Here is a 13,742-nt window from a genome sequence, read left to right on the forward strand (position 1 = left end):
ATGGTTAAGCAGGCGAAAGGCCTTTTGACCTACTGACCTACTGGCCGCGGCGCTCGCTGAATTTGCGCAACAAGCCGCGGTCCCGCCAGGCTCCGGTCGACCACAGTGCCCAGGCGATCAGGGCCGGCTGAAAGAAGAGCCTCGTGAGACGGGCGGAGTCTGTTTCCAGGCCGAAGGCGTCGACACCGTCGACGTATTGGGCGACGTTGCCTGGGAAGACAGCCACGAAGAAGGCCGCGACGATCCAGCCAACGAGGACTCGCGAGCGCGGTAGGAAGATGAGCGCAGCCCCTAGAACCACCTCGACGATCCCGGACGCGACGACCACGAAGTCGGTATCAAGGGGCATCCATGCGGGGACCTGAGCCGCGAACTCGGCGCGGGCAAAAAACAGGTGAGCCATCCCGGCGAAGAGGAGGAACGCGCCAAGCAAGATTCGGGCGATGGTTCGGAGCAGAGACAAACGGGGAAGATCGGTCACTCAGCGAAGCCTAGCAGCGCGCCCTCAGGAAGCAGCATGGTCAGTATCTTCTGAACTAATCATTCAGGGGACCGCGTCCGGTTTTGTTGACAGCCTGACCCAACGCGCTGGGGTTAATTAGATGGGTGGCGGCAAAGTCTTGAGGAGCTCCTTGAGCTCACCGTGCACCGTGCACCGGCTATGAGCGGAACATGATGATTACCGAACCGGAGAAGCTATCCGGTAATCGGACCGTATTACGGGGATAATTTACGACGGTAGTCCTAGCACTGGCGCCGCCGAGACTCGATAATTTCGAGCGCCCTTTCCCAGCTCGGCCGCGCAGGCTTGTGATTGGCACCAGGAGGCGCCAACGCGTACGCCTTCACGTATTCGACTTTCAAGCGCTGAACATAGTCGTGCGCCTTCCCGCCGAAAGCGACGACTGTGGCGTTCGGGAGCATCTCCAGTTCGGCCCGAAGGTAGCGCTCAGCGCAGATGCGACCACTCACCCTGCCAATCTCGTTATCGATCGAACACAGGCGACCATCAGTGAGCCAGACGCGCCGAAGCTGCTCATCAAAAGTAAGATCGGGGTAGAGCTGCCCCATAAACCAGCGGACATTGCGATGGAACAGATCCGTCCCATTCGCAAAGGATTCATAAGCATGACGCATCCCATTTTCAAGCAACGTGTCCGGACTGTCCTCAGAGTCATAAACCTCGCCGCGATGCGGATGCCCTGGTTCCGCAAAAACCATTACGAGCTCGACGTCCTTGAGCGCACCCGTCGCGCCTAGGAAACCGCGCGGTATGTGCCCCGACTCCGGGTCCCATTGCGCTTCGCGGCAGGTTCCGAAGTTGCTGCAGGGCTGGTACGCCTCCCGCAACAGCGCTGATAATTTGTCGTCCGGACGCATTAGAAAGATCCCCTGTATCGATAACCCACTGTGAACGCTATGCGCGACGTCCGGCGGCTTCGAACCCAGCCCCAGTCGCCTCGCTTACTGAAGTCGCTTGCTTACTGACGGTTCCTACGGTGCTCCGGGGAGCGTCTCGCAGACAATACCGTCCTTATCCCGGTCAAGCTGTGCCACGTCGCCGTAGTACGGGAAGTACTTCTCGTACCAGTTCTGCGCTTCCCGCCAGGTGCTGAAGTCACCGCAGTTCTTGGTATCTCCGGGGTTCGCTGGCTTCGGTGCGGGACTCGGCTTAGGCACCGGCGCGGGAGCTGGTGCAGGCTTTGGGGCTGGTGCCGGCTTTGGTGCCGGAGTCAGCACAACCGGAGCCGGCTGAGTCACCGCTGCTGGTTGACCGGCACATTTGCTCAGCACATTTGCCATCGCATCGCGCTCCGCCTGAGTCACCCACAAGCCGTGGATTGCCTTGGCCGAGATCTGACGTGAAACGTACGTGCACCGATAGGAGTTGTTCGGCGGCAGCCAGGTGGCGGCGTCGCCGTCGCCCTTTTGACCGTTCGTCGGACCATCTGTGGCCTGCAGATTGAGTGGATCGTTGGCGAAAATCAGCCGCTGGTCGGCACTTAGCTGCTGTGCACCCTTCTGCCACGCATCGGAAAGCGCGACAACATGGTCAATCTGCACCTTGGCACTGGTGGTGGTACCGCGAACAAAGTTGATCACCATAGCGGTGTAGGGATCGTTCAGGACACCCGTTGCTACCTGACAAGTTCCATAGGTGTAGGTGATGTTGGTGAGCTGCGCCTTCAACATGTCGTTGCGGGTGTCGCACCCGTTGTTGTCGACGTCAAACCAGGACGGGCCAAAGTTGTCGCGGTCGTACCCGGTTTTCGGAGCCCGGCCCTTGACCGGAATGGTTTGCAGCACCTGAAGGGCAGTGGACCCGTATTCGGCTGGACGGTTCAGCGGAAGCTCGATTTTGGTGCGATACATGAAGGCGGCCATGGCGTCACGCTTCACCGGCTGTAGCGGAAGGAATCGACCGTCCGGCCAGCCGGTGGTGATGCCGGTGTTCGCTAGCCAGCTGATCTCCTTGTAGAACATGTTGGTGGTGGGCACATCACGAAACGCGCTGGTTTTGGAGGCTGTGAACGATGGCTTCACGGAGAAACGGTAGAGGAAAGCCGCCATCGCGTCACGGTTGACCGAGCTGAGTGGCTTGAAGGTCCGGTCCGGGTAGCCGGTGGTGATGCCCTCCGACGCAAGCCAGTGGATCTCTTTGTAGAACTTGGTTCCCACTGGCACATCGGTAAACCACGACTGCTTGGGTGCCGTGTAAGCCGGTTCGCCGGCCAATCGGTAAAGAAAGGCAGCCATCGCGTCACGGGCTACCGACTGCAGGGGACGGAACGTGCCGTCCGGCCATCCCATCGAAATTTCCTGAGTAGCCAGCCAGGTGATCTCGGTGTGGAACTGGCTGGTGGACGGTACATCCCGGAACGTTGTCGCGGCGGTTGCCTGGGTCGGCGCGACGAGGGTGCCGGCGCCGATAACCAGCACCGCCAGCATCATGAGGGCAGCTCTGATTGTTTTCACTTGTTCTCCATGGAGTGCTAACGCGGACGAAGTAGGTACAACGCGACACACAGGTAGAAGAACTTGAACGCCTGGACCCCAGCGCATGATGTCCCCCGGCTCATGCTCGTCAATGAAGCCTACGGTGGACCCTGCGATCTACTTCGAAACTTGGCTCAGCGTTCCATCAGGATTGCCGAAGGAAACACCTTCCACACGATGGCATCGGTAATGCTGAACCAGGAACAGCAGAAATCTCGGGGGAAGCAGTGCCATGGGGGCGATGGATCGTGAGTGGTTTCATCAGGACAACGACGCCACCCCCAAGCGCATCCGCAGGCAACGACGCCGGGCGTCCGGCCGCGGACTGAGGCTTGGCACGTTTGAGGTAATTGCCCTTGTTGTTGGCCTGTACCTGACTCCGACCGTCTTCGACCGGTACATCCTCGCCGTAGCCCTCCCCTATCTTCCGGGGTCCTCTGTTCCGCCCCGCGGTGTTGAAGCCTCGGCGGTTCCACTGGGCACGCCGCCCGCATCCAACGGGTCGACCCAGTTCGCTCTGATGGAATCGCCGGACGGTTCGCAGGATTTCGTAGCGTACGATCCGTGCAGACCACAGCACTACGTAGTGCGCCCAGACTTTGCACCGGCGGGCACCGACGGCCTTATCGAGGAAGCCGTTGCCGAAATATCGGCAGCGACGGGATTGTCGTTTGTCTATCGCGGGACCACCACCGAGGCGCCCAGCGAAGAACGTGAAACGTACCAACCGGATCGGTACGGCAAGCGATGGGCACCCATCCTCGTCACATGGACCAGCCCGGCGGAAATACCTGAACTGGAGGGTGAAACCGCAGGTCTGGGCGGCAGCCCCTTCGCACACACCCCGGGTAAACCTTTTGTCTACGTTGCAGGTCAGGTTCAACTCGACGCGCCCGACCTTACGGGGGTGATCCAGTACCCGGGCGGTCGCGACTATGTGCGCGCGATCATCGTGCACGAGCTGGCGCACGTCGTCGGCCTCGATCACGTCGATGACCCCAGCCAACTCGTGCACGCGGGAAACAACGGGCTGACCACTCTTGGCGACGGCGACAGAGCGGGCCTTGCGCTGCTCGGCGCTGGGCCCTGCGTCCCTCAGCTTTAGGAAGCACAGTTCAGGTGGCTCAGGAAAGCTGACCCAGCCAGGGATCGAGTTGGTGATTCCACCAGCGGGAACCTGCGCCAAGTCGAGATCCGGAGCGTACAATATTACGTACGTAAGGAGAATACTATGAAAACTATGACCTACTCAGAATCACGTGCCAACTACGCCGCGACCCTTGATGCAGTGCTCGACGACCGCGAGGAAGTGGTGATCACCCGCGCGGGCAAGGAGCCAGTAGTCATCGTTTCCCTTGAGGACTATCAGTCGCTGAAGGAAACTGCATACTTGCTACGCAGCCCAGAGAATGCCCGCCGACTCCTTGGCGCCATCGAGAACCTGGAACGGGGAGATGGGGTCGCCCGTGAGCTTGCCGAATGACCTTGCTCTGGGATGAGAGGGCGTGGGAGGACTATGTCTGGTGGCAGACCGAAGACCGCAGGATCCTGAAGCGGATCAAAACTCTCATTAGGGACATCCAGCGGAATGGGAACGAGGGCATGGGTAAGCCCGAGCCACTCAAACATGGATTTCAAGGGTATTGGTTCCGTCGGATCAATGACGAGCACCGCCTGGTCTACAAGGTGGTCGCGGACGACATCCGCATCACGCAATGCCGCTACCACTACAGCAGATAGCCCTCGGCACCGCCTGCCCCTGAAAACAACAATGGCCGGGAGACTCGGATCCACACCCGAGCCGCCCGGCCACCGCCAAAGAGAACTCGCTAAATCAGCCGAAAATGGCGTTGGCGATAAACAGCAGCGGGATCGAACCAGCCCAGACCGCCGTCGTGATGCCTGACCAACCCTTGAGCGCCGCGACGCCATCGAGGCCGGCGAAACGGGTGACTACCCAGAAGTACGAGTCGTTGAAGTAGCTGAACACCATCGAACCGGCCGTGCAGGCCATGGCAGCAACGATCGGATCAATGCCGAGCGAGACCACCAGCGGCGCCGTCACCGACGCGGCGGTGATCATCGCGACAGTGCCCGAACCCTGAGCAATACGAACCAGGGTGGCGATAAGGAACGGCACCAGGAATGCGGGCAGCGGCGTCGCCGCGATCGCCTCAGCAAGAGCGTCGCCTACACCTGAACTACGCAGCACCTGACCGAGGGCGCCACCCGCACCGGTGATGAGGAGAATCAGACCGGCTGAGGCGGCTGCCTCAGCAAACCAGCCCTGCACCTTGGAACGCGGGGTCCAGCGGGGCAGCAGGACGTAGACGGCCAGGATGACACCGATAACCAGTGCAACAACCGGGTTGCCGATAAACGCCAACGGCACAGCCCATGACGACGGCGTATATTCCCCAGTGCCAACAACGCCCTGGTTGTTCTGGTCAATCGCACCGCTGACCGTGTTGAGGATGATAAGAAGCAACGGCACCAGCAAGGGCAGCGACGCAACGAAAGCACCGACCCGGTGGGGCTTGGCACCCGCAGGAGGTGTGCCGAGGGTGGTGTTGTCGACGTCCATCGACGGACCTTCGTTGTCATCGAAAGAGCCAGCGCCGCCGTCGTGATCGGCAACAGCAGTGCCGCCGTGGCCACCCGAGCGCGCGTGAACAGTGCCGTAAACGGTTTCGCGGACGGATTCGTTCATGGTGGGTTCAATTTTCGGACCAATCCACTTGGCATAAACCACAACGATCGGCAGCAGCAGGACGGTGAAGGCCAGACCCATGAGGATCAACGCACCGAGGTCGGCGCCCAGGATGCCCGCGACGGCCAGCGGGCCGGGCGTCGGAGGCACCAGGTGGTGAGTCAGCGTCATGCCACAGCCGAGAGCCAGCGCGAGGGTGATGTACCCGGCGCGCTTGACCCGGGCGATTGAGCGGGCGAGCGGGTTCATGATGACGTAGCCGGAGTCGCAGAACACCGGGATCGACACAAGTGCGCCCACGCTGCCCAGCGCCCAGGGCTCGCGGCCCTTGCCGAAAAGCTTCAGGAAGGCCATGGCCAGCGAGTTCGCGGCACCCGAAACCTCGAGGATCTTGCCGATCCCGACGCCGAGGCCGATCACAATGCCGATCGATGCGAGGGTGTTGCCGAAGCCCGTCGTGATCGACGAGACGATATCCAGCGGCGCCTGTCCAGCAACAATGCCGGTGACAAGCGCAGCAATCAAGAGTGCTACAAACGCATCGAGCCGGGTCTTCAGCACCAAAACAATAATGGTGGCGATACCCAGGACGAGCGCCAAAAGAAGTTGTATATCCACGTACTGCTCCTTGGTAACTGAGCAGGCCTCGTTGCCATCTCAGGTGGTCACACCGGCCTGGTCGATTCTTTTGACGGGCACTGTGCTGCCTGTCACACTAGCACTAGACATAAGACATCTGACAAGTGCCTGTGACGAATTCCCAGTAATGAAAGTGCGGACCAGTGATACTCGAAGAAGAGTTGCTCAGCGGCTACCCAGCTGTCCAGGCCATCCAGCCGGAGGTGATCGCCGCTGCCGTCCAGGCATCCGGTCGGATCCTGGTGGTGCTCGACGACGACCCGACCGGCACGCAGTCCGTGTCCGATCTGCCGGTCCTCACCTCGTGGGAGCCGAGCGATTTCGCGTGGGCCTTCGCCCAGCGCATGGGCGGCGCACCGGCACCGGCGGTCTACGTCCTCACCAACACCCGCAGCCTCGACCCGGAGACCACCGCGTTGCGCAACCGGGAGATCGTCACCAACTCCCTCAACGCCGCCACGGCAGCCGGGGTCACCATCGGGTTCGTCAGCCGCAGCGACTCCACCCTCCGCGGTCATTTCCCGCTCGAGACCGACGTCATTGCCGCCACCCTGCTCTCGCTCGCAGGCACCGAGACCGACGGCGTCGTCATGGTTCCTGCCTTTCCCGACGCCGGCCGTGTCACCATCGGCAGCGTTCACTACCTCCGCGGGAACGACGGCGCCCTCACCCCCGTGGCCGACACCGAGTTCGCCAAGGATGCCACCTTCGGGTTCGCGTCCTCGGACCTGGGCGACTACGTGGCGGAGAAAACCGGCGGATCCGCTGAGTCCGTGATCCGGTTGGACCTCTCGATCATCCGCGGTGGCGCTCAGCGCATTGCCGATGCGCTCGATTTAGCGGCCGACGGCGTTCCTATCGTGGTCGACGCCGTCACCGAGGACGACCTCCGGGCCCTGGCCCTGGGACTTGAGGAAGCCGAAAGTCGCGGCAAGAAGCTGCTTTACCGGGTGGGTCCGCCGTTCGTCCGTGCCCGGATCGGCCAGCGTGAACGTCCGCCGCTGACGGCTGAGGAAGTGTTTGCCGACTTGGACGCCCCGGCGTCCGGTGGCCTGATTGTGGTTGGCTCCCACGTGGGACTGACCACCCGGCAGCTGGACGCCCTGGTGACACGGCGTCCCGAGGCCCGGCTTGTGGAGCTCGACGTCGAAGCCGTCCTCGATCCCGAACGCCGGGATGCTGGAGTGGCCGACGCGGTACGCGCCATCGTCGACGGGATTCCGTCCGGCGAAGTCATCCTGCACACCAGCCGCCGCCTGATCCGGTCCGATGATCCGGAGCAGAGCCTCGACATTGCCCGCACCATTTCTCAGGCAGTGGTCGACGTCGTCCGCTCCACCATTGCCGCAGCTCCCGTCCGGTTTGTGATCGCCAAGGGCGGCATCACCTCCTCCGACGTCGCTGCCCACGGGCTGTCCATCCGTCATGCTCTGGTGCGTGGCCCGATGCTCCCTGGCATCGTCTCCCTGTGGCAACCGGCGGACGGACCAGCGCGGTCCATCCCGTTCGTGGTGTTCGCCGGCAACGTGGGCACCGACGACTCCCTCGCCGACGTGGTGGACATCCTCCGCTCCCCCGTGACGACGGCCGCTGCAACGACGGGTGCCTCCCATGACCGCTAATTTTGATCCCGCAAAGGTAGCTGTCCTGGGGCTTGGCGCCATGGGCCTGCCCATGGCGACCCGGTTGGCCGGCGCGTTCGCCGTGACTGGGTACGACCCGATGCCGGCCTCCCGCTCCCGCGCCGAGGAAACGGGGTTAGCGTGTGCCACAACGGCCGTTGACGCCGTCCGTAGTGCCGGGATCGTGGTGCTCGCCGTCCGCGACGCTGCGCAGGTTGAGAGCGTACTCTTCGGTGATGTCGGCATAGCCCCGGCACTGACGCCGGGCGCCCTCGTCGTCATGACCAGCACGGTGGGGATTGACGCCGTCGCCTCCTGGACCGAGCGGCTCGGCGAGCTGGGCGTGGCGCTGGTCGACGCTCCCCTGTCCGGCGGACCGGTGCGGGCTGGCGAGGGCGACCTGCTGATCGTGGTGGGCGCCGACCCATCTGCCCTGGAGATTGCGCGGCCGGTGCTGGAGCGTTTGGCGTCAACGCTGACCGTGGTCGGCAATAAAGCCGGTGACGGCCAAGCCATGAAGACCGTGAACCAGCTGCTGTGTGGCGTCCATATCGCTGCAGCCGCTGAGGCGCTGGCCCTGGCCGATGCACTCGGACTGGACCAGCAGCAGGCGCTGGCCGCACTGGAGACCGGGGCGGCGTCGTCCTTCATGCTCTCCAACCGCGGGCCGCGCATGATCGAGGGCTATGACGGCGACGCCGAGGTGCTGAGCCGGCTGGACATCTTCGTCAAGGATCTGGGCATTGTCGGCAAGGCTGCCCGGAGCGCAGGACTCGCGGCGCCGGTGGCTGCGGCGGCCGAACAGCTGTTCCTGCTAGGGCAGACCCAGGGGCTGGGCACCTCCGACGATTCAGCAGTGATCAAGGTCGTCGCACCCCGGCGGCGCACTGTTGAAGAGAACTCTGTTGGAGGGGATACCCATGACACGGAAACCCCTCGCTGAATCGGTGTTCGATGACCTCTTGGAACGGATCATCGACGGAACCTACCCACCCGGCGCAACACTCCCTCCGGAAAACGACCTGGCCGCATCCCTCGACGTGAGCCGGTTGACGGTGCGGGAGGCGCTCAAGCAGCTGCAGGCGCAGCACATCGTGCAGATCAAGCGCGGCCTGGGCACCTACGTGAATCCGGCGGCACAGTGGACCGATCTGCAGGCCATCGTCAGGTACGCGTCGACCACCGCCGACTCCCCCGACATCTCACTACGTCTGCTGGAGATCCGGCGGATGGTGGAAACGGGTGCCGCCGAGCTGGCCGCCCTGCACGCCACCGACGAGGACATCACGCGGATGGAGGAAGCCAACGTTGCGCTGCAGGCAGCCCATGAGGCGAAGGACCTCGACGCCGTCACCGCCACGGACATTGCGTTTCATGAGGCGATCTTCCGGGCCTCGGCGAACCCCTTTGTGCCAGTGATCCTCGGACCGCTCAGCCAGCTGCTGTACACGATGCGGCGCGAAACCTCGTCCTTCCACGAGGTGCAACTGCACGCCATCGAGCACCATGAGCTGGTCCTGGAGGCTATCCGCACCCGCAACCCCGAGGTGGCCCGCAAAGCGATGCAGGCCCACATCAACCAGACGTACGACGACTACGAGCACTTCATTCACCCAGAAAAACAACAGCAGGAGATTCAGTGACCTTTCCGATTGAACGTACAGCAGTCCTCACCGGTGCAGCCTCGGCCCGCGGCATTGGCCGCGCCACAGCCGACCGGCTGGCCCGCGACGGCTGGTCCATCGCCATCCTCGACATCGACGGTGTTGCTGCTAAGGAGGCTGCCGACGATATTGCCCAGCGCCACGGCGTGCAGACGGTCGGCGTCGCCGCTGACGTGTCGGACGAAGCCTCGGTTGACGCAGCCATCACCACTGTCGAAACTTCGGTGCCGCCGATCGTCGCCGTCGTGAACCTGGCCGGGATCAGCTCCCCCACCGAGTTCATGCAGGAGACCAAGGCTGCCTGGGACCGGGTGTTCGCCGTCAATATGACCGGCACGTTCCTGGTCACGCAGCGCGCCCTGCACGGGATGATCGAACGGAAGCTCGGCCGCGTGGTCAGCATCTCCTCCATCTCGGCGCAGCGCGGCGGCGGCACCTACTCCAAGGTGGCCTACAGCGCGTCGAAGGCCGGCATCATCGGCTTCACCCGGGCGCTGGCCCGCGAGATGGGGGAGCACAACATCACCGTCAACGCTGTGTCACCCGGCCCGGTGGACACCGACATCATGGGCGGCACCCTCACCGAGGAGCGCAAGCAGGACATGTCCAAGGACATCCTGATGGGACGGGTAGGCACTGTCGACGACATCGCTGCCCTGATCTGCTTCCTCGTGGGCCCCGACGCCGGCTACATCACGGCCGCCACCTACGACATCAACGGTGGCCTGCAGATCTCCTAGCTCCCATCGGCGGGTCGGGTCACCCGTCTGTAGCCGAGCGAGCCTCTGCTGCGGTGTCATCAGGTACATTGTCGGCACCCACATCGTCAGCGGCGTCGTTGTGGTCGTTGTCGTCTTTGTCCTCGCCCCCGGTTGTCGGCCGTGACTGCCGGGTGCCAGCTTCGTCTCGGGTGAGGTCCTCGGCCAATCCCAGTGCGCGGTGGGCATCATCGTCGCTGAGTCCGAAAAGCGTCTTGACGTGCAAGTCGCGCTGAGGGAACGGGATCTCGATGCCATGCGCCTGCAGGGCGGAGTGCAGCGCCCAGTTGTAGGCAGCCGTTACGGCCACCGGCTTCTTGGTTGCCTCGGGGTTAAGCCAGACGACGAGTTCGAAGTTCAGCGAGCTCGTGTCGAACTTGCTGAGCCACACTTGCGGCCGCTGGGGGCCGTCGAGGTGAAGGGTGAAGGGCACTGCCGCGGCGGCTTCCAGGGCCGCTTTCTTCACCACGTTCTTTTCCGTGCCGTAGGCAACCCCAAATGGCACGCGGAGCCGCCGCAGCACGTCACGGTGAGTCCAGTTCACCACCCGGCCGGAGACAAACTCGGAGTTCGGAACCAGGATGTCAATGTTGTCGTTGGTGACGATCGTCGTCGCACGGATCTTGATGTCGCGCACCTCGCCGGTCACGCCGGATTCGAGTTCCACAAAATCGCCGATCTTCAGCGACTTATCGAGCAGCAGCACCACGCCCGAAATGAAGTTGCTGAACAGCGCCTGTAGCCCAAAACCGAGGCCCACCCCCAAGGCGCCAGCCAGCACAGCGAAGTCACTCAGCGGCACCCCGAGCGCCGAAATCGCCAGGAAAAAACCGATCGCCAGAACTGTGTAGGCAACCAGCCGCGACAGCGTATACCAGGTTGAAAGATGGGTGCCCTGCTGGGTTCGAGAGCGGCGCAAAATGACTCTGCGCAGCACGAACGCCGTCACACCAGCCGCAACCAGGATGCCGACAGCGGTCAGCACATCAATCAGGCTAATCGACGTCCCAAAAGCTTCGACCGCGGCACTGGTTTGCTCATCACCCATCCGCTGAGCCAAGCACAGCATGCTTCGATGCCACGAAGGCGCGCCGAGACGACCCTGGAGGGGATCTGAATCAGTGATCGGCTGTCCGCAGCCACACCAGCAGCCCCTCTACTCGGTCTATCGCTGAGGTGCGTACAATAATCCTGCTGTCACCAGCCAGATGAAGGAGTGTCCACCTGATACGCGCCATCAGTTACAACCTGCGCGAACACAAGGCCAGCGATGAGCTTGAGGGTCTTGTTCAACGGTACGCAGTCGATCTGCTGTGCCTTCAGGAGTGCGATGCCTCCGATCTGCCAGCAACTGTGGGCGACCTGCAGTTGGCGATTGCAACGCAGGAAAATCGGCTTGGGCTTGCCCTCTACTATCGGGAAGAGCGCTTCACCGCACTTCATACCAGGGCCATGATGCTGAAAAAGTCGCTTCACGACCGTGTGCTCGCCCCCGCACACGAGCGCCTGATCGGCCTTGAACTGACCGAGAAGCAGACCAGCCACGACCTAGTGGTGGGATCCTTCCACGCCGCTCCGCTAACGGCGTCGAACTCGTTGCGCCGCAAACAGATTCATGCCTCGCATGCCGAGCTTCTCGGAATGGGCTCTGGAGCAGCGACCCTCATGCTGGGTGATTTCAACTACCCGTTCTTCACTCAGCGTCTGACCAGGAATATGAAGGACTCCGGGTACGACCTGTCGCTGAGCGATCTGAGAACCTACACCCGGTACCGAGTCTTCCGGGGGCACTTCGATTTCGCGACCTCCCGCGGGCTGGACATCCAGAGCGTGGAGACCCTACCTCGCGGCGCTTCCGACCACCTCCCCATTCTGGTCCAGGCCGAGTACACCCCGACGAATAGGCAGGATCCGGTAGCACCCTAACCGCCCTTCGCGGCGGTCGACATCCGACCGCGTTCGGCTTCAAACGGGCCGCCTCCGCCACGCCTGGGGTAGCGATCCGACGACGGCGTGCGCCCGAAGGTCCTCCCGGGAAGTTACCTGAAGCTTGGAGTAGATCTGATAAAGGCAACTCTCGACCGTCTTGACCGACATGCTCAGCTTGCGGGAGATCTCGATGTTGGTCGCACCAGGGAGTGCCGCCATGAGCACTTCGCGTTCCTGGCTGGTCAGGTTCGCGAGGGCCACAGCGCCGGGGCCTGGCAGCTGATTACTCATCCCGCCATCGATTGACTGGATCAGCCGTCGTGCCTCCCTGGCCGAGATTTGGTCTCCGGCGTCGTCCAAGTACGTCGCGGCCCACCGGGCGCAGTCCCGGGCCAGGAAGTGGTTACCGGATTTCGTCGCAGCCCTGGCCACATTGAGGAAGTGTTTCCCGTCTTTTTTGGCCATCCCGAGGCCGTAGTCTCCGCACAGGTCAGGATAGTGGCCTTGCATCCTGGCTGCCGTACCGACCAGCAGGGCGATAGCTGACAGACTACCCAGCCGGACCGCTCCGGTGAGATAGATGAGCTGCATGGAGTGTTGATCGTTGCGCCCGCACTCCTCCGCGCGGTCGATCATGGCCCGCGCCGAGCTTTCCGGCGAACCGAGAAGTCCGGTGGTGGCCAACTCCAGGAAGGTGGTCACCTGTTCGCCGAACCAGCATTGCTCATACGTCCCCCGGCGTAGCTCGGCCAGGAACTTCCTCGCCTCATCGGGTTCGTCCTTGACCGCGTAACAGTACGCGCACTCTGCCAATGCCAGCCCCAGAATCCCCGGCGCGGATGCCTCCCGCAGGCGGTTGATTGCCGGGAGCAGCGTGGCCAGGGCGCGATCGAACCGGCCCTGGTGAATATGGAGGAGCCCCTCTGCGATCCCCCGTTCCTCAGCCGAATGGCGACCCGCCCCCATGCCGGGGACGGGCAGTGAGGAAAGAATCGCCGCGCACTTATCCGGCATGGCGGACACCGTGTAGACCAGGAAAAGCCTCGCCCGAACACCCTCGACGATCCGATCCAGTAAGCCCGGCTGCTCCAGACGCAGTTCCAGATCGGCGGCGAACAGTTGGGCGTCGTCATGCCTTCCGGCCATGGCCCACGCTTCGCACAGAAGGCTTCCCGCCTGAAGGCTGAAGTTCAGATCGTCGCCAGCATCGTGTTCATAGGGGTAGGCGAGAAGCTGAATAACCTCCGTGCACCTCCCCAGATCAGCGAGCAGCGTCCCTTCGGTAAGCAGCGGTCCCCCCACCGGGCGAGCGGAGCTCAGCAGCATCGGCTCAACCGATTCGGTAAGCCGAGCTGCCATTCTGGCTGAGTGTTTTGCATCCTGATCGTGACCCCCATTAGCCATTCCGATACCGTGTTTTCAC

At 62.8% G+C, this 13,742-nt stretch carries 14 protein-coding genes; 8 read left to right on the forward strand and 6 right to left on the reverse strand.

Annotation, left to right across the window (positions count from 1 at the left end):
- Positions 1 to 37: 37 nt before the first annotated feature.
- The 3 genes from ACX80A_RS06685 to ACX80A_RS06695 form a co-directional block, all read right to left on the reverse strand.
- On the reverse strand, positions 38 to 481 hold the full coding sequence (locus tag ACX80A_RS06685) for a DoxX family protein (RefSeq protein ID WP_459258910.1): 444 nt from the start codon (positions 479 to 481) through the stop codon (positions 38 to 40).
- A 263-nt stretch (positions 482 to 744) separates the two neighbouring features.
- Positions 745 to 1,380, reverse strand: coding sequence for a hypothetical protein (locus tag ACX80A_RS06690; protein ID WP_459258911.1), 636 nt, complete (start codon positions 1,378 to 1,380; stop codon positions 745 to 747).
- Between the two features lie 114 nt (positions 1,381 to 1,494).
- Complete coding sequence (locus ACX80A_RS06695) at positions 1,495 to 2,976, reverse strand: S-layer homology domain-containing protein (RefSeq protein WP_459258912.1); 1,482 nt, start codon at positions 2,974 to 2,976, stop codon at positions 1,495 to 1,497.
- Between the two features lie 262 nt (positions 2,977 to 3,238).
- On the opposite strand from ACX80A_RS06695, the gene ACX80A_RS06700 reads away from it, so the two are divergent.
- From ACX80A_RS06700 to ACX80A_RS06710, 3 genes are all read left to right on the forward strand, one after another.
- On the forward strand, positions 3,239 to 4,102 hold the full coding sequence (locus ACX80A_RS06700; protein WP_459258913.1) for a peptidase: 864 nt from the start codon (positions 3,239 to 3,241) through the stop codon (positions 4,100 to 4,102).
- A gap of 126 nt (positions 4,103 to 4,228) precedes the next feature.
- Positions 4,229 to 4,480 carry a type II toxin-antitoxin system Phd/YefM family antitoxin gene (locus tag ACX80A_RS06705; RefSeq protein ID WP_024476658.1) on the forward strand — a complete coding sequence of 84 codons (252 nt, stop codon included), beginning with the start codon at positions 4,229 to 4,231 and terminating at the stop codon, positions 4,478 to 4,480.
- Positions 4,477 to 4,737: a Txe/YoeB family addiction module toxin gene (locus ACX80A_RS06710; protein ID WP_459258914.1), complete on the forward strand. Its 261-nt coding sequence runs from the start codon at positions 4,477 to 4,479 to the stop codon at positions 4,735 to 4,737. The genes ACX80A_RS06705 and ACX80A_RS06710 overlap by 4 nt, the downstream gene beginning before the upstream one ends.
- Before the next feature lie 94 nt (positions 4,738 to 4,831).
- Here the strand turns inward: ACX80A_RS06710 and ACX80A_RS06715 are convergent, their stop codons facing one another.
- Entirely contained in the window at positions 4,832 to 6,325 is a 1,494-nt protein-coding gene (locus ACX80A_RS06715; RefSeq protein ID WP_459258915.1) for a GntP family permease, read from the reverse strand.
- A gap of 164 nt (positions 6,326 to 6,489) precedes the next feature.
- On the opposite strand from ACX80A_RS06715, the gene ACX80A_RS06720 reads away from it, so the two are divergent.
- Genes ACX80A_RS06720 through ACX80A_RS06735 form a run of 4 tightly spaced genes read left to right on the forward strand, consistent with a single transcriptional unit; the run spans position 6,490 to position 10,372 of the window.
- Entirely contained in the window at positions 6,490 to 7,968 is a 1,479-nt protein-coding gene (locus tag ACX80A_RS06720; protein ID WP_459258916.1) for a four-carbon acid sugar kinase family protein, read from the forward strand.
- Positions 7,958 to 8,911, forward strand: coding sequence for an NAD(P)-dependent oxidoreductase (locus tag ACX80A_RS06725; RefSeq protein ID WP_459258917.1), 954 nt, complete (start codon positions 7,958 to 7,960; stop codon positions 8,909 to 8,911). Before ACX80A_RS06720 ends, ACX80A_RS06725 begins: the two co-directional genes overlap by 11 nt.
- Positions 8,889 to 9,611, forward strand: coding sequence for a FadR/GntR family transcriptional regulator (locus ACX80A_RS06730; RefSeq protein ID WP_459258918.1), 723 nt, complete (start codon positions 8,889 to 8,891; stop codon positions 9,609 to 9,611). The genes ACX80A_RS06725 and ACX80A_RS06730 overlap by 23 nt, the downstream gene beginning before the upstream one ends.
- Positions 9,608 to 10,372: an SDR family NAD(P)-dependent oxidoreductase gene (locus tag ACX80A_RS06735; RefSeq protein WP_459258919.1), complete on the forward strand. Its 765-nt coding sequence runs from the start codon at positions 9,608 to 9,610 to the stop codon at positions 10,370 to 10,372. Before ACX80A_RS06730 ends, ACX80A_RS06735 begins: the two co-directional genes overlap by 4 nt.
- A 19-nt stretch (positions 10,373 to 10,391) precedes the next feature.
- Here ACX80A_RS06735 and ACX80A_RS06740 read toward each other — a convergent pair whose 3' ends face one another.
- Complete coding sequence (locus tag ACX80A_RS06740; protein WP_459258920.1) at positions 10,392 to 11,438, reverse strand: mechanosensitive ion channel family protein; 1,047 nt, start codon at positions 11,436 to 11,438, stop codon at positions 10,392 to 10,394.
- Between the two features lie 179 nt (positions 11,439 to 11,617).
- On the opposite strand from ACX80A_RS06740, the gene ACX80A_RS06745 reads away from it, so the two are divergent.
- Entirely contained in the window at positions 11,618 to 12,316 is a 699-nt protein-coding gene (locus tag ACX80A_RS06745; RefSeq protein ID WP_459259042.1) for an endonuclease/exonuclease/phosphatase family protein, read from the forward strand.
- Positions 12,317 to 12,355: 39 nt separating this feature from the next.
- Here ACX80A_RS06745 and ACX80A_RS06750 read toward each other — a convergent pair whose 3' ends face one another.
- On the reverse strand, positions 12,356 to 13,678 hold the full coding sequence (locus ACX80A_RS06750) for a helix-turn-helix transcriptional regulator (RefSeq protein ID WP_459258921.1): 1,323 nt from the start codon (positions 13,676 to 13,678) through the stop codon (positions 12,356 to 12,358).
- Between the last annotated feature and the right edge of the window lie 64 nt (positions 13,679 to 13,742).

It is taken from the genome of Arthrobacter sp. TMN-50, from assembly GCF_054511125.1.

Coding starts and splice junctions, on each gene's coding strand:
- ACX80A_RS06690 (WP_459258911.1), bottom strand. CDS start 1,380: ATGCGTCCGGACGACAAATTATCAGCGCTGTTGCGGGAGGCGTACCAG.
- ACX80A_RS06725 (WP_459258917.1), top strand. CDS start 7,958: ATGACCGCTAATTTTGATCCCGCAAAGGTAGCTGTCCTGGGGCTTGGC.
- ACX80A_RS06750 (WP_459258921.1), bottom strand. CDS start 13,678: ATGGCAGCTCGGCTTACCGAATCGGTTGAGCCGATGCTGCTGAGCTCC.
- ACX80A_RS06740 (WP_459258920.1), bottom strand. CDS start 11,438: ATGGGTGATGAGCAAACCAGTGCCGCGGTCGAAGCTTTTGGGACGTCG.
- ACX80A_RS06705 (WP_024476658.1), top strand. CDS start 4,229: ATGAAAACTATGACCTACTCAGAATCACGTGCCAACTACGCCGCGACC.
- ACX80A_RS06700 (WP_459258913.1), top strand. CDS start 3,239: ATGGATCGTGAGTGGTTTCATCAGGACAACGACGCCACCCCCAAGCGC.
- ACX80A_RS06710 (WP_459258914.1), top strand. CDS start 4,477: ATGACCTTGCTCTGGGATGAGAGGGCGTGGGAGGACTATGTCTGGTGG.
- ACX80A_RS06730 (WP_459258918.1), top strand. CDS start 8,889: ATGACACGGAAACCCCTCGCTGAATCGGTGTTCGATGACCTCTTGGAA.